The sequence below is a fragment of the Nitrosopumilus oxyclinae genome, assembly GCF_013407165.1.
Taxonomy (GTDB): Archaea; Thermoproteota; Nitrososphaeria; order Nitrososphaerales; family Nitrosopumilaceae; genus Nitrosopumilus; species Nitrosopumilus oxyclinae.
Window position 1 is genome coordinate 1205288 of record NZ_CP026994.1, and the last position, 19557, is coordinate 1224844.

At 34.4% G+C, this 19557-nt stretch carries 23 protein-coding genes; 15 read left to right on the forward strand and 8 right to left on the reverse strand.

Annotated features, from left to right (window positions below):
* Window positions 1–69 precede the first annotated feature (69 nt).
* The 13 genes from C5F49_RS07200 to C5F49_RS07260 all read left to right on the forward strand — a co-directional run bounded on the left by C5F49_RS07200 (window position 70) and on the right by C5F49_RS07260 (window position 10893).
* Complete coding sequence (locus tag C5F49_RS07200) at window positions 70–1269, forward strand: argininosuccinate synthase (RefSeq protein WP_179362319.1); 1200 nt, start codon at window positions 70–72, stop codon at window positions 1267–1269.
* Window positions 1266–1433 carry an alpha-aminoadipate/glutamate carrier protein LysW gene (lysW/argW, locus tag C5F49_RS07205; protein ID WP_179362320.1) on the forward strand — a complete coding sequence of 56 codons (168 nt, stop codon included), beginning with the start codon at window positions 1266–1268 and terminating at the stop codon, window positions 1431–1433. The genes C5F49_RS07200 and lysW/argW (C5F49_RS07205) overlap by 4 nt, the downstream gene beginning before the upstream one ends.
* Window positions 1433–2290 (forward strand): lysine biosynthesis protein LysX, encoded by an 858-nt coding sequence (gene lysX, locus C5F49_RS07210; protein ID WP_179362321.1) that lies wholly within the window; start codon window positions 1433–1435, stop codon window positions 2288–2290. Before lysW/argW (C5F49_RS07205) ends, lysX (C5F49_RS07210) begins: the two co-directional genes overlap by 1 nt.
* Before the next feature lie 27 nt (window positions 2291–2317).
* Window positions 2318–3364, forward strand: a complete 1047-nt coding sequence (argC, locus tag C5F49_RS07215) for an N-acetyl-gamma-glutamyl-phosphate reductase (RefSeq protein WP_179362322.1) — start codon at window positions 2318–2320, stop codon at window positions 3362–3364.
* Between the two features lie 2 nt (window positions 3365–3366).
* A complete protein-coding gene (locus C5F49_RS07220; RefSeq protein WP_179362323.1) occupies window positions 3367–4170 on the forward strand; it encodes a [LysW]-aminoadipate/[LysW]-glutamate kinase in 804 nt (267 codons plus the stop codon).
* Entirely contained in the window at window positions 4163–5344 is a 1182-nt protein-coding gene (locus tag C5F49_RS07225; RefSeq protein WP_179362324.1) for an aspartate aminotransferase family protein, read from the forward strand. Before C5F49_RS07220 ends, C5F49_RS07225 begins: the two co-directional genes overlap by 8 nt.
* The gene (lysM, locus tag C5F49_RS07230; RefSeq protein ID WP_179362325.1) at window positions 5331–5750 is read left to right on the forward strand and encodes an HTH-type transcriptional regulator LysM; all 420 of its coding nucleotides are present in this window, start codon (window positions 5331–5333) and stop codon (window positions 5748–5750) included. The genes C5F49_RS07225 and lysM overlap by 14 nt, the downstream gene beginning before the upstream one ends.
* Window positions 5751–5867: 117 nt before the next feature.
* On the forward strand, window positions 5868–7034 hold the full coding sequence (locus C5F49_RS07235) for a LeuA family protein (RefSeq protein WP_179362326.1): 1167 nt from the start codon (window positions 5868–5870) through the stop codon (window positions 7032–7034).
* A 22-nt stretch (window positions 7035–7056) separates the two neighbouring features.
* Window positions 7057–7224 carry an alpha-aminoadipate/glutamate carrier protein LysW gene (gene lysW/argW, locus C5F49_RS07240; RefSeq protein WP_179362327.1) on the forward strand — a complete coding sequence of 56 codons (168 nt, stop codon included), beginning with the start codon at window positions 7057–7059 and terminating at the stop codon, window positions 7222–7224.
* Window positions 7221–8063 carry a lysine biosynthesis protein LysX gene (lysX, locus tag C5F49_RS07245; protein WP_179362328.1) on the forward strand — a complete coding sequence of 281 codons (843 nt, stop codon included), beginning with the start codon at window positions 7221–7223 and terminating at the stop codon, window positions 8061–8063. Before lysW/argW (C5F49_RS07240) ends, lysX (C5F49_RS07245) begins: the two co-directional genes overlap by 4 nt.
* Window positions 8064–8066: 3 nt before the next feature.
* A complete protein-coding gene (locus tag C5F49_RS07250) occupies window positions 8067–9194 on the forward strand; it encodes a M20/M25/M40 family metallo-hydrolase (protein WP_179362329.1) in 1128 nt (375 codons plus the stop codon).
* The gene (dph5, locus tag C5F49_RS07255; RefSeq protein ID WP_179362330.1) at window positions 9194–10231 is read left to right on the forward strand and encodes a diphthine synthase; all 1038 of its coding nucleotides are present in this window, start codon (window positions 9194–9196) and stop codon (window positions 10229–10231) included. Before C5F49_RS07250 ends, dph5 begins: the two co-directional genes overlap by 1 nt.
* A 77-nt stretch (window positions 10232–10308) precedes the next feature.
* Entirely contained in the window at window positions 10309–10893 is a 585-nt protein-coding gene (locus C5F49_RS07260) for an FAD synthase family protein (RefSeq protein ID WP_425489650.1), read from the forward strand.
* Here the strand turns inward: C5F49_RS07260 and C5F49_RS07265 are convergent.
* The 3 genes from C5F49_RS07265 to erpA all read right to left on the reverse strand — a co-directional run bounded on the left by C5F49_RS07265 (window position 10890) and on the right by erpA (window position 13228).
* Window positions 10890–11573 carry a DUF120 domain-containing protein gene (locus C5F49_RS07265; RefSeq protein ID WP_179362332.1) on the reverse strand — a complete coding sequence of 228 codons (684 nt, stop codon included), beginning with the start codon at window positions 11571–11573 and terminating at the stop codon, window positions 10890–10892. The two genes, C5F49_RS07260 and C5F49_RS07265, sit on opposite strands and share 4 nt — an antisense overlap.
* Window positions 11574–11578: 5 nt before the next feature.
* Entirely contained in the window at window positions 11579–12721 is a 1143-nt protein-coding gene (gene dnaG, locus C5F49_RS07270; protein WP_179362333.1) for a DNA primase DnaG, read from the reverse strand.
* Window positions 12722–12877: 156 nt separating this feature from the next.
* The gene (erpA, locus tag C5F49_RS07275) at window positions 12878–13228 is read right to left on the reverse strand and encodes an iron-sulfur cluster insertion protein ErpA (RefSeq protein WP_179362334.1); all 351 of its coding nucleotides are present in this window, start codon (window positions 13226–13228) and stop codon (window positions 12878–12880) included.
* A gap of 396 nt (window positions 13229–13624) precedes the next feature.
* Here erpA and C5F49_RS07280 point away from each other — a divergent pair, with 396 nt between their 5' ends.
* Window positions 13625–13969: a cupredoxin domain-containing protein gene (locus C5F49_RS07280; protein ID WP_246275312.1), complete on the forward strand. Its 345-nt coding sequence runs from the start codon at window positions 13625–13627 to the stop codon at window positions 13967–13969.
* Window positions 13970–14026: 57 nt separating this feature from the next.
* Here C5F49_RS07280 and C5F49_RS07285 read toward each other — a convergent pair whose 3' ends face one another.
* The 4 genes from C5F49_RS07285 to C5F49_RS07300 are packed head-to-tail and all read right to left on the reverse strand — an operon-like array spanning window position 14027 to window position 17813.
* Window positions 14027–14788 (reverse strand): enoyl-CoA hydratase/isomerase family protein, encoded by a 762-nt coding sequence (locus C5F49_RS07285; protein ID WP_179362335.1) that lies wholly within the window; start codon window positions 14786–14788, stop codon window positions 14027–14029.
* Window positions 14789–14824: 36 nt separating this feature from the next.
* Window positions 14825–16945: a 3-hydroxypropionate--CoA ligase gene (locus C5F49_RS07290; RefSeq protein ID WP_179362336.1), complete on the reverse strand. Its 2121-nt coding sequence runs from the start codon at window positions 16943–16945 to the stop codon at window positions 14825–14827.
* 39 nt (window positions 16946–16984) lie between these two features.
* Window positions 16985–17668 (reverse strand): type 1 glutamine amidotransferase, encoded by a 684-nt coding sequence (locus tag C5F49_RS07295; RefSeq protein WP_179362337.1) that lies wholly within the window; start codon window positions 17666–17668, stop codon window positions 16985–16987.
* Between the two features lie 4 nt (window positions 17669–17672).
* Window positions 17673–17813: a hypothetical protein gene (locus tag C5F49_RS07300; protein WP_179362338.1), complete on the reverse strand. Its 141-nt coding sequence runs from the start codon at window positions 17811–17813 to the stop codon at window positions 17673–17675.
* Between the two features lie 68 nt (window positions 17814–17881).
* Between C5F49_RS07300 and C5F49_RS07305 the strand changes: the two genes are divergently transcribed.
* Window positions 17882–18259, forward strand: coding sequence for a toprim domain-containing protein (locus tag C5F49_RS07305; protein WP_179362339.1), 378 nt, complete (start codon window positions 17882–17884; stop codon window positions 18257–18259).
* Window positions 18260–18261: 2 nt separating this feature from the next.
* On the opposite strand, the gene C5F49_RS07310 is transcribed toward C5F49_RS07305, so the two are convergent.
* Complete coding sequence (locus C5F49_RS07310; protein ID WP_179362340.1) at window positions 18262–19536, reverse strand: Glu/Leu/Phe/Val family dehydrogenase; 1275 nt, start codon at window positions 19534–19536, stop codon at window positions 18262–18264.
* Window positions 19537–19557: the final 21 nt, after the last annotated feature.

Genomic DNA, 19557 nt, shown 5'->3' on the forward strand with positions numbered 1-19557 from the left:
CTTTTTGAAAAAAATGATTTGAGCACATCACAAAAGATAAATTCCAAAATACGACGGAAAAGATGTTTTATGACTCAAAAAGGAATTCTTGCATTTTCAGGTGGACTAGATACTTCAGTCGTTGTAAAGTATCTACAAGACGAACATGATATGGATGTCATTACTGTCACAGTGGATGTTGGACAAGGAGACGATTGGAAAAAAATTGAATCTAAAGCAAAAAAATTAGGTGTAAAAAAACACTACAATATTGATGCAAGAAAAGAGTTTGTCACAGATTATATTTTTCCTTCAATTAAAGCAAATGCACTTTATCAAAAAAAATATTGTCTTGCAACAGCACTTGCTAGACCATTAATTGCAGAAAAAGTTTTAGAAATTGCAAAAAAAGAAAAAGTCACATCACTTGCTCATGGTTGTTCTGGAAAAGGAAATGATCAAGTACGATTTGACATTACATTAAGATCAGGTTCTGATCTTCCAATCATTGCTCCAATTAGAGATAAAAATTTAGATAGAGATACAGAATTAAAATTTGCAAAAAAACACGGGATTGAAATTGATACTGTAGCAAAAAAATTCAGTATTGATCAAAATTTGTGGGGACGTGCAATAGAAGGAGGAGTATTAGAAGATCCATACAATGAACCTCCAGACGATGCTTTCATTTGGGTTAAAACAAAAAACTTACCTGACAAACCAACATACTTGGAAATAAAATTCAACAAAGGAATTCCAATTGAGGTTGATGGTAAAAAAATGGAACCAATAAAATTAATTGAATATATTAATAAAAAAGCAGGAGATGCTGGGGTCGGCATAGTTGATCATATTGAGGATAGGGTGGTTGGAATAAAATCACGTGAAGTGTATGAAACTCCAGCAGCAACTTGTCTGATTGAAGCTCATTCAGATTTGGAAAAGATGGTTCACACTAAACATGAAAATAAATTCAAGTCAATGATTGACGATGAATGGGCATATTTGGTGTATTCTGGACTTTGGCAAGATCCACTAAAAACAGATCTAGATGGATTTATCGAAACATCACAAAAGCCAGTATCTGGAACTGTGAAACTAAAATTGTACAAAGGAAGTCTTAGAGTAGTCGGAAGAAAGTCTGGTAATTCATTATACAGTCACGATATTGCAACTTATGGAGTAGAATCTACATTTGATCAGAGATTAGCCAAAGGATTTGTTGAATTATGGGGAATGCAGTCAACAGAAGCTAATAAATTACAAAAGAAAAGGTCTACAAAAACATGAACTGCCCAGAATGTGATGCAACACTAAACATCCCAGACGATGCCTCAGTAGGAGAAATTGTCTCCTGTCCTGATTGTGGCGCTGACTTTGAAATCGCAAAAAAAGACGGAGCAAATGTCGAGCTTAAACAAGCAGAAACCGTAGGCGAAGACTGGGGAGAGTAATGTCAAAAGTTAGTATCGTTTTTGACCGCTTAAGAGCGGAAGAAAAGATGCTACAAAAAGAAGCATCGGAACTAGGACATGAAGCATTGATGTTAGATGCAAAAATCACTCAAATCAACACAGATAGTAAAAAAGAAGATTTTGATTTTGGAGATGTTGTTTTAGAAAGATGTGTAAGTTATTTTAGAGGACTCCATTTTACCGCAAGTCTAGAATTCATGGATATTCCCGTATTAAACAAATTTGAAGTTGCAAATGTTTGTGGAAACAAAATGTTCATGACATTACTTTTGAAAAAAAATAATATACCAACACCCAAAACATACTTTTCATTTTCAAGTGAAAGTGCAGCAGAGAATTTAGATAAAGTGGGATTTCCACTTGTAATTAAACCAGTAATTGGAAGCTGGGGAAGAGGTGTAATGCCACTAAAAGATAGAGATACAATGGAAGCAGTTTTTGAAATCAGAGACATTACAGACAGTCCTCATGACAGAATTTACTATTTACAAGAATTAATTCAAAGACCACCAAGAGATATCAGAGTAATTACAGTAGGAGATGAGCCTATTGCAGCCATGTATAGAAAATCTTCAGGCGGATTCAAAACCAATATCGCTCTAGGGGCAGATCCAGAGATTTGTGAGATCACAAAAGAAATGGAGGATATGGCAGTAAAAGCATCAAAAGCTATGGGTGGCGGGATTTTAGGAATAGATATGATGGAAGATGACCAGAGAGGTTTAGTTGTACATGAAGTCAACAACACAGTAGAATTCAAAGGATTGGCAAAAGTTGCTACGCGAAATATACCAAAAGAAATGATAGAATTTGCTTTAAACTACGTAAGAAAATAATTATACTCCTTTAGGAGGTGTCTTATCATGAAAGTAGGAGTTGTAGGTGCATCAGGATATGTAGGTGGAGAGACACTTCGTCTTTTAGTAAACCATCCAGATGTAGAGATCGCAATGGTCACATCAAGACAACATGTGGGTGAGTATCTACATAGAATCCAACCAAGTTTGAAAGGATTTACCGATCTTACTTTCTCAGAATTAGATTATGATAAATTAACAGACAAGTGTGATGTTGTCTTCACTGCAGTACCTCATGGAACTGCAACTGAAATTGTAAAAGCACTCTACGATAGAGGAGTCAAAGTAATTGATTTGAGTGCAGATTATAGATTACATAATCAAGATGCATATGACAAATGGTATGGTTGGGAACATCCACATCCAGACTATTTAGAAAAATCAGTTTTTGGAGTACCGGAATTACATAGAGATAAAATTAAAAATGCACAACTAGTCTCTTGTCCAGGATGCATGGCAGTTACATCAATGCTTGCACTTGCACCATTAATCAAAAATAATCTTATTGATGAAGAACACATCATTGTTGATTCAAAAATAGGTTCATCAGGAGCAGGTTCTGGTTCTGGAACTGCTCATGCAATGAGAGCAGGTGTAATCAGACCATACAAACCAGCAAAACATAGACACACCGGTGAAATTGAACAAGAGCTCAGTGAAATTGCAGGACATAAAATTCGTGTATCAATGAGTCCACATGCAGTAGATGTAGTTAGAGGTATTCTGTGTACAAATCACACATTCTTGAAAAAAGATATTGATGAAAAAGAACTATGGAAAATATACCGTCAAGCATATGGTGAAGAAAGATTCGTCAGATTGATTAGAGATAAAAAAGGATTGTACAAATTCCCAGATCCAAAATTCTTAGTAGGTTCAAACTTTTGTGATATTGGATTTGATTTAGATGAAGATAACAATAGATTGATTGCACTTTCTGCATCAGATAACTTGATGAAAGGTGCAGCTGGTTCTGCCATTCAAAACATGAACGTAATGTGTGGTTTTGATGAAATGGACGGACTAAGATATACACCATTAACTCCGGTTTAGAAATGATCACAATCAAAATTGGTGGAAGTGTAGTAGATGATTTACATCCATCAACAATTTTAGATATTAAAAAAATTGCAGAGACTGAAGGGATTATTATTGTTCATGGAGGAGGGAAAGAAGTTACCAAAGTTTGTAAACAACTGGGTAAAGAGCCAAAATTTGTAACATCACCAAGTGGCATTAAGAGTAGATATACTGACAAAGAAACTGCAGAAATTTTTACCATGGTGATGTCAGGTAGAATCAATAAAACAATTGTTCAGATGCTTCAGAAAAATGGCATTAATGCAATTGGTCTTTCAGGAGTAGATGCAAAGGTCATAGAGGCAGATAGAAAAAAGAAATTGCTCATTGTGAATGAAAAAGGCAGAAAACAAGCAATTGACGGCGGATATACAGGAAAAATTAGAGAAGTGAATTCAAAATTCATTTTATCACTTTTAGAGCAAGGCCTAACACCAGTGATTTCCCCCATAGCAATAAGCGAAGAGTCAGAATTTTTGAACATTGATGGAGACAGGGCAGCAGCATATGTTGCGGGTAAAGTTGGTTGTGATAAAGTATTATTCATCACAAATGTTGATGGATTATTGATGGATGACAAACTTGTTCCAAAATTAACATTAGCAGAAGCAAAAGCAATTAGACCAAAAATTGGTCCAGGAATGGAAAAAAAGATTTTGGCATCAACTGAAGCATTAGATATGGGAGTAAAAGAAGCATTGATTGGAAATGGACAAAGAGAAAATCCAATTTCATCAGCAATAGCACATGATAATTGTACGGTGATTGAACATGAGTGAAGACCAATTTATGGGAAATCTATATCAGAGATTTCCAGTAACAATTGAAAAAGGTGTAGGATCACACGTATGGGATGTAGACGGAAAAGAATACATCGATTGTATGGGAGGATACGGAGTAGCACTGGTAGGTCATAAAAATCAAAGAGTAAATGATGCAATCAAAGAGCAGATTGATAAAATAATTACAGTTCACAGTTCTCTATACAATAAAACTCGAGAAGAATTTTTGAAAACCCTTATCGGCTTAGCACCAAAAGGTTTGACACAAGTTCATCTAAACAACAGTGGGGCCGAAGCTATTGAAGCTGCAATGAAATTTGCAAGAAAGTTCACAGGGAAAAAAGGAATGGTTGCAATGAAAGGATCATACCATGGAAAATCATTTGGAGCATTATCATTAACATTTAATCCAAAATATAGAAAACCATTTGCACCATTAGTAGAGAAAGTTTCTTTTGCATCATATGGAGACATTGAATCATTACGTTCAGTAATTGATGAAGATACTGCATTTGTAATTTTAGAACCTATTCAAGGTGAAAGTGGAATTATTGTTGCACCTGAAGGATTTTTGCAAGAAGTTAGAAAACTTTGTGATGAAAAAGGAATTGTGCTAATTTTTGACGAAATACAAGCTGGTTTAGGTAGAACCGGACGATTATGGGCCTGTGATCATTGGAATACTGCACCAGATATTTTATGTCTTGCAAAAGGAATTGCAGGAGGGGTACCAATGGGTGCAACTCTTGTGAGACCAGATATTTTGGCTTCAATCAATAAAGGTGAGCATTCATCAACATTTGGAGGCAATCCAATATCTTGTGCAGCAGGAACTGCAGCACTCAAAGCAATTACAGAAGACGGTTTAATTGAAAATTCAGATAAGATGGGAAAAATATTCAGAGAAGGTTTAGAAAAATTAAAAGAAAAACATTCTATGATTAGAGAGGTGAGAGGCAAAGGACTCATGATAGGAATTGAAATGAAATTTGAGGTCAAAGACATCTTAATGGGATTAATCAAAAAAGGAGTTTTAATGCTCTATTCTGGAAGAAACATACTCAGAATACTTCCTCCATTGGTAATATCTGAAGATGACGTAACAAAAGTTTTACATGCTCTTGATTCAGTACTAACAGAAGAGGAAGAAAAAAGAAATGTACAAGGATAAAGTAGACGAAAAAATTATAGGCTATTTGAAAGAAGATTCTAGAGAATCATTTGTAGATATTGGAAAAAAACTAAAACTATCAGAATCAGCTGTCAGAAGACGTGTAAAGAACCTAGTAGACAGTGGAACAATTAAGAAGTTTACTTTGGAACTTGGGGAAGAGAATTCAACTAGTGCAATTGTTTTAGTTTCAGTAGATTCTGCAACAGATACATCCAAAGTATCACTAAAACTTGCAAAGCTTGAAGGTGTAAAAACAGTTTATGAGATTACTGGTCAATATGACATTACAACAATAATGAGTGCAACAAACATTGCAGAAATTAATACTACCATAGATGCACTAAGAAAAATTTCAGGGGTAGTTGATACTAACACTGTCATCATTTTAAGAAAAATTATCTAATTACGACTTTCGTTTCAAAATTTAATTTCAAAACTAATTTAGGATCATTTTTGCATTTTATCAACGAAGTTAGTACGAATATGTTTATATCATCAATTTATGTCAACGATATTAGTAATGAAAGATCCGAATCACTATGCAAACATATACAACGCATATGAAAAAAATCCAAAGAAAATTAGAATTTTGGATAGTACTCTAAGAGAAGGTGAACAACATCCAGGTGTTTCATTTACAAATAAACAAAGAATTCAGATTGCATGGATGCTAGATTATTTCGGTGTTGATCAAATTGAAATTTCACCAGTAGTATCAAATGATCATAAAGAAGCTACTAAAACAATTATCAAACAAGGATTAAAAGCAGACATTGTTTCTCACGGACGTGCACTCAAATCAGATATAGATATTTCATTAGATTGTGATGCAAAATGGTGTGCAGCATATTTAGGGATTTCAGATATTCATCTAAAAGATAAATTAAGAATTACAAGAGAAGAGGCACTTGAGAGAGCAGTAGAAACTGTAGAATATGCAAAATCTCATGGACTTAAAATTAGATTCACAGTTGAAGATGGAAGTAGAGCAGAGCCAGAATTTTTACTAAAAGTATGTAAGGCAATTGAAGAAGCAGGAGTTGATAGAATTAGTTTGCCAGATACTGTAGGAATTTTACGTCCAATTGGAATGTACAATTTTGTTAAAAAGGTAAGAGAAGTAGTAGATGTCCCATTAGATGCACATGTTCACAATGATATTGGCTTTGCAGTTGCAAATGCATTTTCGGCATGTGATGCAGGAGTTGATCAAATCCATACTACAATTGATGGAATTGGAGAAAGAACAGGGATTCCCCCCCTTGCAGAAGTTGCAGTGGCATTAACGTATCTTTACAAATCACCAAATGATTTCAGATTAGACATGTTACTTGATCTATCCAGATTGATTGAAGAATACACTTCAATCAAACCATATGATTCTAAACCAATAGTAGGTTCATCAGCTTACAAACACAAAGCTGGTACCCATCTTGCAGCAATCCTTCGAAATCCTGCGGCTTACGAGCCAATTCCCCCTAGAGCAGTAGGGAATAGACGAAGAATTGTATTTGGAGAACTAGCTGGAAAAACAGGTGCTGCTTATTTGATGTCCCTTTTAGGATTGGAAAAAGATGATGAAGGTGCAAAGGCTGTTGCTGCAGGACTAAAGGGTCTAAGAATGGGTGATCTAATAGAGATCCCTTTAGAAGACAGAATTGAAAAAAAGATAATTAATGATAAATAAAGAGGAGTAATGAAGAGAAAATATGTCAAAATGTGAAGAATGTGATGCAGATATTTCCATCCCAAGTGATGCACTTGAAGGTGAAATTGTAACATGTCCGGAATGTGGCGCAAGTTTTGAATTATCTAAAGGTTCAAGCGGTTTCGATCTAAAGCCGGCCCAAACGGTTGGCGAGGATTGGGGACAGTGAATCCTGACGTTACCATTCTTTACGATACCATCCGTTGGGAAGAAAAAGCTCTACTAGAAGCAGGTAAAAAAAAGAATATCAACATCCAGATGGTTGATTGTAAAAAATTGGCTATAAATTTAGAAAAAAAACCAGAAGATTACGGTGTAGTTATTCAGAGATGTGTTAGTTATTATAGAAATTTACATTCAACAGCAGCTCTTGAAGGATTAGGTGTTAAGGTGATCAATTGTCTAAACACTGGAGTGTATGCAGGAAATAAATTATTTACACATATGTTATTAAAAAAATTTGGAGTTCCAACACCAGATGCGACTGTAGCTTTTTCAAAAGATGCAGCACTAGAAGCATTAGATTCAGAAGGATATCCAAGAGTAATCAAACCAACAGTTGGTAGTTGGGGAAGATTAATCTCAAAATTAAATGATAGGGACGCAGCTGAAGGAATTATTGAAAGCAGAGAAAACATGTATCCAATTTATCAAGTTCATTATTTAGAAGAATTTGTACAAAGACCACCAAGAGACATTAGAGCAATAATGGTAGGAGATAAAATAGTTGCAGCAATCTACAGATCTTCCAAGCATTGGAAAACAAACATGGCACTAGGCGGAGTGGCAGAGCCATGTAAAGTAACACAAGAAATGGAAGAGATGTGTATTAAAGCAAAACACGCAGTTGAAGGAGATATCGTAGGTGTAGATTTGATGGAAAGCAATGAGAAAGGACTAGTTGTACATGAAGTAAACAATACAACAGAATACAAAAACACAGTTAGAGTGTGTGATGTAGATATTCCCTCCTTAATGCTAGACTATGCACTGAAGATAGAAAAGTAAGAATTGGACACTCATTTTACAGTAACCCCAAGATTTGCAGTCAAGATGCTAGAGAAAGCACTCAGACTGTATACTCCATCCCTAAGTGAAAAACCAATGGCTGAATTTTTAGCAGATAAATGTGATGATTTGGGATTTGAAGATATCCAGATAGATGAAGTCGGCAATGTAATTGCAAAGAAAGGTTCGGGGTCTCCAAAAATTATGTTGTGTGGACATATGGATGTAGTACCAGGAAAGGTAAAAGTTCGAAAAGAAGGAGATGCACTTTATGGTAGAGGGGCATCTGATGCAAAAGCACCATTAATGGCAATGTTATTTGCCGCAGCTTCAATTCAAAATAATAACGGAACAATAATTTTTGTTGGAGCAGTAGATGAAGAAGGAAATGCAACAGGAATTAAAAATTTAGTCAAGAAAAAAATGGATATTGATTATGCAGTTTTTGGGGAGCCAAGTGGAATTAAAAAAGTAACAATTGCATACAAGGGAAGGTTGGCAATAAATCTCAAAATTAGTGTCGAAGATAGTTCTCATGCAAGTGCACCATGGCTGTCAAAGAATGCAATTTTAGAATCCATGATATTTGCAAGAGAGTTAAAAGAAAAATTAGAAGCAAACCAAGAAGGTAAAACAAAAGGAATGCTACTTACTGCTACAATGACTGAAGTAAAAGGTGGAACAAGTCATAATGTAACTCCGAAAGATTGTGAAACAACTTTTGATATTAGAATTCCAGTAGATATGAATTGTAAAACAATTGAACAAAAAATTTCAACTCTTGTAAAAGAAATATCTCAAGAAAGAGAAGTAGAAGCATTTTATTCTATTTTAGATGAAACTGAACCATTTGAAGCACCCCATAATTCACCGCTAGTTAGAGCATTTACTCTAGGCATAATGGAAACTGAACATTCACGACCTACTTTGATTAGAAAAACAGGTACAGGAGACATGAATGTACTTGGAAATCAATGGGGAATTCCAGTTGTAACTTATGGGCCAGGAGATCCTCATGAAGCCCACACAATTGATGAGAAAGTTTCAGTTGATGAATATCTTAGAGGTATAGAAATTCTCAAGAAAACACTACAGCATTTAAAAAGACTTCACGACAAAAAAAATCAATAATGCTGTGGTTTATCGGTTTAGGGATTTCTGGATTCAAGTCTATCCCTAGTGAGGCATTAGATGTATTATCAAAAGCAGATATTGTGTATTTAGAACAATTTACCAGTCCAATAGGGAAATCAGATTTAACAAAAATCAAAAATGCAACAAAAGGAGAATTCAAACTTGCAAAGAGATGGTTAGTTGAAGACGGTAGTGAAATTTTAAAAAATGCAAAGAAAAAGAAAGTGGTTTTATTAGCATACGGAGATCCCTACATCGCTACAACTCACATAGAACTACGAACAAGGGCAATTGAAGATAAAATTAAAACGCATTCAATTCATGCAGCATCATCGCTAACCTCAATGATAGGAGAGTGCGGTTTGCATTTTTACAAAGTGGGAAGAATTGCAACAATAATGAGTGAAATGAAATCACTGACAACGCCATATTATGTAATATACAAAAATATCATTGAAGGTAATCATACAGTTCTTCTCTTAGAATACAATCAAGACAAGAATTTTTTCTTAGATCCTAAAGATGCATTAAATGGATTATTAGAAACTGAAAAAGGTCAAATAAGAAATGTTATCAGTTCGTCAACATATGTAATTGTAGCATCCAGGATAGGGTTCAAAGATCAAAAAATTATTTCAGGTAAAATATCAAGTTTGAAGAAAATTGACTTTGGCAAGCCCCCACATACTGTAATTATTCCAGGCAGATTACATTTTACTGAGTCAGATGCTTTGAAATTATTCGGAGAATGTATTGATGAACCATTTGACAATACAGAAAAAACAAAAAAGATATCCATCCAAATGATGAAAAAATATGTTCCAATGGTTCGAGAAGCACTAGAGGAAGTAGGACCACTATACAAAGATCAAAAAGAATTTCAAGGAATTTTAGAAAATGCAGAATTGTATGTCAAGGATGCAGAAAAATTTCTAGAAGATGGTCAAGATGAAGTAGCAATATTGAGTATAGGGTATGCAGATGGTCTTGTTGATGCATTGAGATTGGCAAAAGGCCTTGATCCAAAGATGTAATTTTTAGCGATGAATTAAAGAGTGGGTCAAAAATAGAAAAAACATTGGAGCAAATTCAAAAAACCATACTATCCATCATGTATGTCTGTCAAATTGAGGGGAAAGAAGTATTTGAGATACTCAAGAAAAAAACCATGCTTTCTGAAGATTTGATCAATGGAGAAATTAACAATTTAATCAAAAACCAATTGGTTAATGAAGATAGAAAATCAATTACTGAAAAAGGAAGAAAATCACTATGTGTTGTATTAGCAGGAGGGGTTTTTGATATTATTCATCCAGGGCATATTCACACATTAAATGCAGCAAAAGATCTAGGCGATGTTTTAGTTGTTGTAGTTGCAACTGACAATACAGCAGTTAAAATGAAAAAAAGAAAACCACTTCATGTACAAGAACAAAGACAAGAATTAGTAAATTCATTATCAATGGTAGATCTTTGTTTAATTGGACAAGAAAACGACATATTCAAAACTGTAAATCATGTAAAACCACAAATTATTGCATTAGGATATGATCAAGTTCATCAAGAGAAATTCATAACAGAAGGATGTAAAAAAATACAACTTGATGCAAAAGTTGCAAGATTACAATCCCCAATACCTGAGAGTTCTAGTTCAAAAATTCAGAAAGAGTATGGCGAATCTATTCATGGAATTTAGGAATTTATTGGAATTTTTATAGAAACTTTCGAACCATCTTTTAGTTTTGCAGTTTTTCGCATACATGATTTTGAAATCAATTCTATAATAGAATCATCATGATGTGTACGCTCAAGAATTATTAATTCACAATTTGTAGAGTTGTTTAATTTTGCATTAAAGCATTTCACCCAACCATAAGTTCTCTTTCCATCTGAAAAGCTATTAATTTTTACACCATTCAAGGTTTCAAATTGTTTAATTGCTTCTTGATGAATTTTTTGATCCAATCTAACATTAAGAGTTCCAGGATATGGAACATATCCAATTTTAGATTGGAATTGTTTCGTGTATCCCTTTAATCCCATATAGTATGCACCTTCACCCATTCCAGAAACTAAAGTTCCCTTGAGTTCAACATGAGAAGGAGAAGAATCAAGACTTTTTTGTAATATTGCTGAAAGTTTTACCATTTCAGAATATCCTTTTGAAGTAATTTTTACAGAGATATTTCGTCCACTAATTATTCTCTCAATGAATTGATTTTGTTCTAATTCTAGAAGATGTTTCGAGGCTGCCTGTTGTGATTTTTTGATATTTTTTCCTAAAGATGAAGTAGTGATTGAAACATAGTTGTATTTGGCACCTTTTGAAAGTAAATATGAAAGAGTTAGGATGTGCTGAATTTTTAGCTCAGTCATCTATTCTAAGATATGCCCAAGTCACCGAATGTTTTGAGTGTCATTCCATCAGAGTTTGATAATTTTGCAACTCTGTGTCCAATTACACATTCAACACCAGCATTTTTGGCACCTTCTAAAAGTCTCTGAGTGATAATTCCATCCAGTAGAAGATATTTGATTCCAGATTGTGAGGATAGTTTGCTTACAACTTCACTGATTGGAACTTTGAAAATTTCATTTTGATCAGCATCTAATGCTACTGCTTCAAGTGTTTCATTTAGATTTGGAAACACTTTGGCAGCCATCTCTGCAACAGGTTTATCATCTTCATTTTTTATCTCTGGTGCAGGCTTTCCATCTTTAATCTCAGTAGCAATTGGACTTAAAATCTCATCAATTCTCGATGGAGTTAGTTCTTCAACTTCAACACCAGTGTCTGCTTGAAGTTCATAATCTAAAGTAACAACAGATTTGAGTTCTTTAAGAATAAATCCACCTGATCTATCACCATCTAAAAATGCAACAACAGTATCTTTCTTGCCACATAGTTCTTTGATTGATTCATCTATTTTTGCACCTTCAATTGCAAGTGCATTATCATAGCCTGCTCTTAGAAGATTGATTACATCAGCTCTTCCTTCAACTAGAATTACCCAATTAGAATCGAAAACACCTGAACTACATGTTAATTTTGATGGTCCATATGTTGATAATTTTCCAGTATCACCTTGGTGAACATCATTTAACATAGTTTCACCTTCACTAACAGTTTTAGTTGCCCATTTTTGCTTGATCTCTTTTGCGCGTCTTACAATATCATCTTTCTTTGCAGCTCGTACATCATCAATAGCTTCTAATTTGAATTTACAATCAAACGGACCTACTTTGTCAATGCTTTCAATTCCAGCAGCAATTAATGCACAAGTATCAATGTCTGTACTCATTGGGATTAATGCATCACCATTAGTGGTGTTAGAGGTAGGTTTTGCATTAACTTCAATGCGGCCGACTTTGGAAACTCGTTGCAGTTCATTCAAATTCATCTCTGGGCCTAACAGTCCTTCTGTTTGGCCAAAGATGGCTCCGATTATATCTGCTCTTTCAACGAGTCCATCGACTTCATAGGAAAGTTTAACGTGATATTTGACAATTCCTGATTGAGGCATAAACTATTCATCTCCTTTATTATCATATTTTGAGTCTCTACCTGCGATATATGAGGGTATCGCAAAAAATAGTCTGAAAAATATAAAATTTTTCAAAAATTTATCGATACAGCAAACGCTATAGAATAATCTAAAAATGAAAAATAATGTAGTTGTTTATTCAGTGCTAAATGAAGAACCACATGAACAGGATTTTGTAACATTTGGATTGTTAATTTTGAATCCTGAGCCCATTAGGCTTTCAATATAGTCTACGTTTGCACCCTGTAGATGATCAACGCTGTAGCTGTCAATTAGGAGTTTTACTCCATTTTCTTCCATGACGATGTCATCTTCTTCTGGTGCTTTTTCAAAGCCCATTCCATAAGATAGACCAGAACAACCTCCACCTTGAACATATACTCTAAGGTATTCAGGGGATTCTGCTTCTTCTTTCATGAATTCATGAATTTTTTCAGCTGCTTTTGCGGTAACTGTGACCATCTTTTGTGTTTGCTCAGTTGCCATAATAAAGACAAAAGGTGATTCAAATTATAATAATCTTTTCCCCCCAGGCATACTAGTAATTTACAAAATTAGAGAATAGTTACATAGTTTCAGAGATCTGCAAATATTTGACTAAATTGTTCTTTCATGCAAGAATTAGTTTAATCTATGAAAATAAGGCTGTGCACTGCAAGACAATGTGTACTCAGGTGATAAATCATCTACAAGATATTTCAGGATATGAAGTGCAGATCTGTGAAAATGCCTGTTCTAACTATAGTATTTTCAATCCTTTTGATTTCATTTACAGTCAATGACGCAGTTGCAGAATCAGTTCCAGAATAGGTCAAAAATAACGCATTATGGTATGGTCAAGGAGATATTTCAGAATTAGAATTTCTCAATGCCATTAAATTTTTGGTTGATAGCGGCATCATTATACTAGACTCTACAGATGTTGTTTCAAAAAGGATGGAAGCTCAAATAATAATTCCTAATGGAAATTTTGATGTATCAGGTAGTGGATTTTACTTGCCACTGAATCTTGAAATTAAAACAAACACCAAAGTCATCTGGGCAAATGAAGACTCTGTTCCACATAACATCCAAAGTCAAGATGAATTTGGAAAAGTAATTGATATCTTTAACAGTCCACCATTGAATACCGGAGATAGATTCGAATATACATTTGATGAAGCGGGGGCATACAACTACTATTGTTCATTTCATCCATGGAGAGTAGGAATAGTTACAGTAAAGTAGAATTAGTAAAACTCTAGCTTTTTTAAATTAATAAAATAAGAAAGAAATTAGAAATAGCTATTTCTTTGACTTGTTAACAAATGCAGTCATTCTCTCTTCCCTGTCAGGATGAGTGAAGCAATTTCTCCAAGCAAGAAGTTCTAGAGCAAGACCAGTATCAAGATCTGCATTTCTTCCTTTGTTGATTGCAACTTTAGACATCTGAACACCCATTGTAGAGTTTCCAGCTATTTGTTGGGCCATTTTCAAAGCTTCTTCTTGTAATGATGCAAGAGGAACTACTTGATTTACAAGACCAATTTCTTTAGCCTCTTCTGCTTTGACCATTTTACCTGTGTAAACAAGTTCTTTTGCCTTTGCTATTCCCACGATTCTCATTAATCTTTGAGTACCACCCCATCCAGGAGGTACACCTATTGTTACTTCTGGTTGACCTAGTCTAGCAGTATCCGCTGCTATTCTAATATCACAAGACATTGCAAGTTCGCAACCTCCCCCTAAAGCAAAACCATTAACTGCTGCAATAGTTGGTTGTTTAACTAATTCAACAGTTGCAGTGACAAGCTGACCTGTCTTTGCATATTCAACTGATTCATCTGCAGAGATTTTAGACATGTATTCTATATCTGCACCAGCAGAAAATGCCTTTTCTCCTTCACCAGTCAAAATGATAACTTTGACATTATCGTTTTGGTTTAGTTCTTCAAAAGTTTTGATTAGTTCTTTTGCAACATCAGTATTCATAGCATTGAGTTTGTCAGGTCTGTTGATCTTGACAGTACAAATGCCATCAGAAGTAGATGTGGTAACTAGTGACATAATAATTTGCGAAGTGATATAGGAATTAAATGTTCTCTATTTTCCGAGGACTTTGCCCCATTGAGCCAATGCAGATGCTGCGGCAACCCAAGTTCTAAGATCTTGATAAACTGGAACATTATGTTTCTCAATCAATTTTATCATTTTTTCAGTATATGGACCACCATTACCTCCAGCAAGAATTGGTTTCTTCTTTTTCTTTGAAAGTTCTGCTAGATAACCAACAATTGTTTCTTCAAGTGGATCATCTTGGAAGACAAACCATGGCATTGCAATATCAATATTTTGCTCATCTAAGAATTGTTGAATGACAAATCGATAGTCATCGGCAGTTGCACCACCACCAACATCTGCTGGATTTCCATTATGAATAGGAACAGTAGGTGGGAAATGATCCTTGATCTTTTTCGTAATTTTTGGAGATAATTTTCCTATTGTAAGCCCTAATCTCTCCAATTGATCAATTCCGCCAATCATTGGACCAGCACCATTACTTGTCATAGCAACACGATTGCCCTTTGCAGGAGGTTGCCATGCTAGTGCCTTTAAGACTCCAACTAGTTCTTGATAACTATCAACTGAAATAATTCCTGCTTGCTTGAATGCACCCATAATCATTGCATTTGAGCCTCCAAGTGAACCTGTATGAGATGCAGCTTGTTTTGCACCTGCAGCAGTTCTACCACTCTTCCAAATAACGATAGGTTTCTTTTTCTCTTTCATTACACGTTTTGCAGTATTGATGAATTTTCTGCCATCACCAAATCCTTCAACGTACAATCCAATTACTTTAGTTTGAGGATCATTTGCAGCATACCATATCATATCTGCTTCATCAACATCAGAACGATTACCAAAGCTAATCATCTTGGATAATCCAAACAAATCAGCACTTTCTAACATACTAATTCCCATGGTTCCACTTTGTGAGAAAAATGCAACAGGACCTAATTTTGAACGTACCATTCTTTCTTGTCCTTGAAATGCACAATCAAGTCTATTTGCAGCATTGAACATTCCAATACAGTTAGGACCGATTACACGAATTTTGTGTTTTAGAGATAATTCTTTCACTTCAGCTTCCATAGCGGCTCTATCGCCACCAAGCTCTTTACCACCACCGGAAACGATTACAACATTATGGATTCCTTTCTTAGCGCAAGTCTTCATGATTGGTCCACATAAGGAAAGATCAATACAAACAACAACTAGATCAACCTTTTCAGTTATTGCATCTAATGATGGATAACATTTGATTCCAAGAATTGATTTTTGTTTAGGGTTAATTGGATATACTTTACCTTTGTAATCTTGTTTTCCAAGTGCATCTAATACAGAATTACCAATTTTTCCAGGTGTTGCAGATGCACCAACTAGTGCAACAGACTTTGGAGTAAAGAATGACTCCATTGAGGTAATGACTGGTTTTTCTTTTGAAATTGAATTCTTTCTTAGTTTATTATTTAGAATAATTTTTGCATCAACTACAAAGTGGGATTTTGGATAAACAACTACTGGATTGAAATCTATACTGTTAATGTAATCTGCATTTTCTACGCCTAATTTTCCAATTTGAACTAACATTTTTGCCACCATGTTAAGATCAACTGGTGCACTACCTCTGAAACCTTTGAGGAGTTTAGAGCCTTTGAGTTCATTTATCATAGATTTTGCATCTGATGTAGTAATTGGTAGCATTCTAAATGCAACATCTTTGAAGACTTCGGTCATTACACCACCTAATCCAGCCATGATCATTGGACCAAATTGCGGATCATTTTGAATACCTACAATTAACTCAACACCTTTTGGAACCATCTTTTCCAAAAGAATTCCTTTAACTTCAACACCTTTCTTTTTAGAAAGACGACCATACATGTCATTGAATGTCTTTTTTACATCATTGACATTATCAATTCCAACTTTAACTCCACCAACATCAGTTTTGTGTAAAATTTGTGGAGATACAACTTTCATAACAAGAGGAAATCCAATTTTTTTTGCTTGTTTTACGGCATCATCTGCAGAAGTGGCAAGTGCATAAGGTGGAACTTTAACTCCATAGGTTTTGAGAATAGATTTTGATGTTTCTTCAGTGATAACTTTATGATCTGTTTGAATAATTTCTTCAAAAATTTTCTTCACAGCAGTTACCATTCGATCGATGGAATTAGAATTAACTATATTAAACTTTGGTCAAAGGTCAAATGATAATTTGAAATTATTGTAAAAATTATTCATATTTGATTTTACAATTGAAATATTTTCAATAATATCTGAGCGAATTTTTTTTGGATCGATGTAGGGTATTTTTTGTAATTGTGTTTCAGTATTATCAAGCCACAAATTCACCATCTCCTCATTTACCTCCAAATGAAATTGTAACCCAACTGCACTCTTGTATTGAAATGCCTGATTAGAATAATGCTCTGATGAGGCTAATTGGACTGAACCTTGAGGTAAATCAAATGTATCCCCGTGCCAATGAAAAACAGTAAATGGATTTTTGAAACCAGAAAAAAATGAAGAGTCGTTAGTAATTTCCAAATCATGGTAAAATCCAATTTCTTTTTTTGGTCCACTATACACTTTAGCACCAAATGTCTTTGCAATTAATTGTGAACCCAAACAAATTCCAAGTACGGGGGTGTTTTTTTCTACAGAATTTTTGATTAAAAGTTGCTCAGCCTTTAGATAATCTAAATCATCATTTGCACTTTCAGGTGCACCTAAAATTACAACTAGAGAGAAATTTTTGTCAGGTATCTTTTCATGTTTTGCATTTATTGATGTGATTTCAAATCCATCTTTTTGTAAAAGTTCACCCAGATATCCTGAGCCTTCTATTCTTGTATTTTGTACAAGGAGTACATCTGACATTTTCCTAAACTTCTAGTCCTGTAACTACCCACTCAAGACTTCGGAGTACTCCTTGATAGTATTTCATGGCATCCATGGATTCAGTTTTTACTAGTCTTTCTTCAATTACTTTTCTATATTCTGCAATTTCTAATTCAGTTTTCATATTACTCAATAAATTATTTGCAAGTAAAAATATGCTCTGTTTTAATATGTTATAATCTCTCAAAGAGTATGCTAGTATCAGAACAAGAAATTCTAGAATTGAAAGAATTTATTTTTCAATTAAATGCCATAGAAAATGGTGTTGTAATAGTTGAAGGGAAACGAGATTCTAATGCATTAAGGAAGATTGGCTATACTGGAAAAGTTTTAGAATTTCATAGATTTACAGGTATGATAAATTTTACAGATTCTGTAGCAAAATTTGAAAGATTGATCATTCTCTTTGATAGAGATAAAAAAGGTAGAACATTAACTGGGAAAACAATTCAGTTATTGCAAAGAAGGACAAAAGTAGATCTCACTTTCAAAAGAAAATTACGCATTATTACAAAAGGGAAAATAATGTTTATTGAACAACTAGTAAGTTACGAATCTTATTTAGCCTAAGATTATGGCCAAATACCTTTTTGGTTAAATGCCTCTAGTACTCTTTCAACAGCTAAAACCATAGTTGCTTTCCTCATATCGATTTTGTGCTTTTTACTGAGTGCATATGCGTCTTTGAATCCCTTTGTAATGTTTGCCTCCATTTTGTTAGCAACTTCATCAAAAGTCCAATAGTATCCCATATTGTTTTGAACCCACTCCAAATATGAAATACATACACCACCAGAGTTTGCCAAAATATCAGGGATTACTAGAATTTTCTTTTGATAGATAATTGGATCTGCTTCAGGTAACGTTGGACCATTTGCAGCTTCTGCAATTATTTTACATTTGAGATTTTTTGCAATCTTTGCATTGATTTGATTCTCTAGTGCACCTGGAACTAGAACATCGCATTTTGTTGTAAGTAATTCTTCAGTTGAAACTTTTTTACTGCCAGGGAATCCAACGACGGAACCTTTCTTTGCTTTGTGAGCTAGAATTGCACTAACTTTTGCACCTTTAGGAATTAAGATTGAACCTTTAGAATCACTGACACCAATAATTTTTGCACCCATTTTTTCAAGATACTCTCCTGCAAATGTTGATGCATTACCAAATCCTTGTAAAACAACTTTGGCACCTTTCAAATTTAATTTCAATGTCTTTGCAGCTTCTCTAACTGTATATGCTGCTCCCAATCCGGTTGCAACATTTCTTGCAAGTGAACCACCCATCGAAATTGGTTTTCCAGTAATTACACCAGGGGTAGAGATATTTCCGTTTAATTTGTTAAATGTATCCATAATTTGCGTCATTTCTTTTCCTGTAGTGTATACATCAGGTGCAGGAATATCTTTTCCAGGACCAATAATTTCATTAATTTTAAATGCAAATCCCCTAGTGAGTCGTTCTAATTCACCTTCACTAATTTTTTCAGTTTTTGGATTAACATAAACTCCACCTTTACCTCCACCAAGTGGTACATCAACAATTGCACATTTCCATGTCATCCAAGAAGAAAGTGCCATGACTTCACGTTCCATGTATTCAACGCCACCTTCAGGATTAAAGTAACGAATTCCACCTTTGTATGGGCCTCGGTCATTGTTATGTTGACTTCTAAAACCTGTAAAAATTCTAATTTTACCATTATCCATTTTTACTGGAATTTTAACCCGCAAAACTTTGTTTGGCATTGCCAAATATTCTCTAATACCTTTATCTTTAATTCCTAAAATATCACAAGCATCATTAACTTGTCCAGTTGCATTTGCAAACGGATCATTTTTGACCAAGATGATTTTGAAAACGGTGCA

Bases quoted from the DNA above. Each gene is read 5' to 3' on its own strand.
- lysW/argW (WP_179362320.1), top strand. From the start codon at position 1,266: ATGAACTGCCCAGAATGTGATGCAACACTAAACATCCCAGACGATGCC.
- C5F49_RS07220 (WP_179362323.1), top strand. From the start codon at position 3,367: ATGATCACAATCAAAATTGGTGGAAGTGTAGTAGATGATTTACATCCA.
- C5F49_RS07265 (WP_179362332.1), bottom strand. From the start codon at position 11,573: ATGACTGAGCTAAAAATTCAGCACATCCTAACTCTTTCATATTTACTT.
- C5F49_RS07295 (WP_179362337.1), bottom strand. From the start codon at position 17,668: ATGTCAGATGTACTCCTTGTACAAAATACAAGAATAGAAGGCTCAGGA.
- C5F49_RS07285 (WP_179362335.1), bottom strand. From the start codon at position 14,788: ATGTCACTAGTTACCACATCTACTTCTGATGGCATTTGTACTGTCAAG.
- C5F49_RS07225 (WP_179362324.1), top strand. From the start codon at position 4,163: ATGAGTGAAGACCAATTTATGGGAAATCTATATCAGAGATTTCCAGTA.
- C5F49_RS07235 (WP_179362326.1), top strand. From the start codon at position 5,868: ATGAAAGATCCGAATCACTATGCAAACATATACAACGCATATGAAAAA.
- lysX (WP_179362321.1), top strand. From the start codon at position 1,433: ATGTCAAAAGTTAGTATCGTTTTTGACCGCTTAAGAGCGGAAGAAAAG.
- dnaG (WP_179362333.1), bottom strand. From the start codon at position 12,721: ATGCCTCAATCAGGAATTGTCAAATATCACGTTAAACTTTCCTATGAA.
- argC (WP_179362322.1), top strand. From the start codon at position 2,318: ATGAAAGTAGGAGTTGTAGGTGCATCAGGATATGTAGGTGGAGAGACA.
- C5F49_RS07305 (WP_179362339.1), top strand. From the start codon at position 17,882: ATGCTAGTATCAGAACAAGAAATTCTAGAATTGAAAGAATTTATTTTT.
- lysM (WP_179362325.1), top strand. From the start codon at position 5,331: ATGTACAAGGATAAAGTAGACGAAAAAATTATAGGCTATTTGAAAGAA.
- C5F49_RS07260 (WP_425489650.1), top strand. From the start codon at position 10,309: ATGTATGTCTGTCAAATTGAGGGGAAAGAAGTATTTGAGATACTCAAG.
- C5F49_RS07290 (WP_179362336.1), bottom strand. From the start codon at position 16,945: ATGGTAACTGCTGTGAAGAAAATTTTTGAAGAAATTATTCAAACAGAT.
- C5F49_RS07300 (WP_179362338.1), bottom strand. From the start codon at position 17,813: ATGAAAACTGAATTAGAAATTGCAGAATATAGAAAAGTAATTGAAGAA.
- erpA (WP_179362334.1), bottom strand. From the start codon at position 13,228: ATGGCAACTGAGCAAACACAAAAGATGGTCACAGTTACCGCAAAAGCA.
- C5F49_RS07200 (WP_179362319.1), top strand. From the start codon at position 70: ATGACTCAAAAAGGAATTCTTGCATTTTCAGGTGGACTAGATACTTCA.
- dph5 (WP_179362330.1), top strand. From the start codon at position 9,194: ATGCTGTGGTTTATCGGTTTAGGGATTTCTGGATTCAAGTCTATCCCT.
- lysW/argW (WP_179362327.1), top strand. From the start codon at position 7,057: ATGTCAAAATGTGAAGAATGTGATGCAGATATTTCCATCCCAAGTGAT.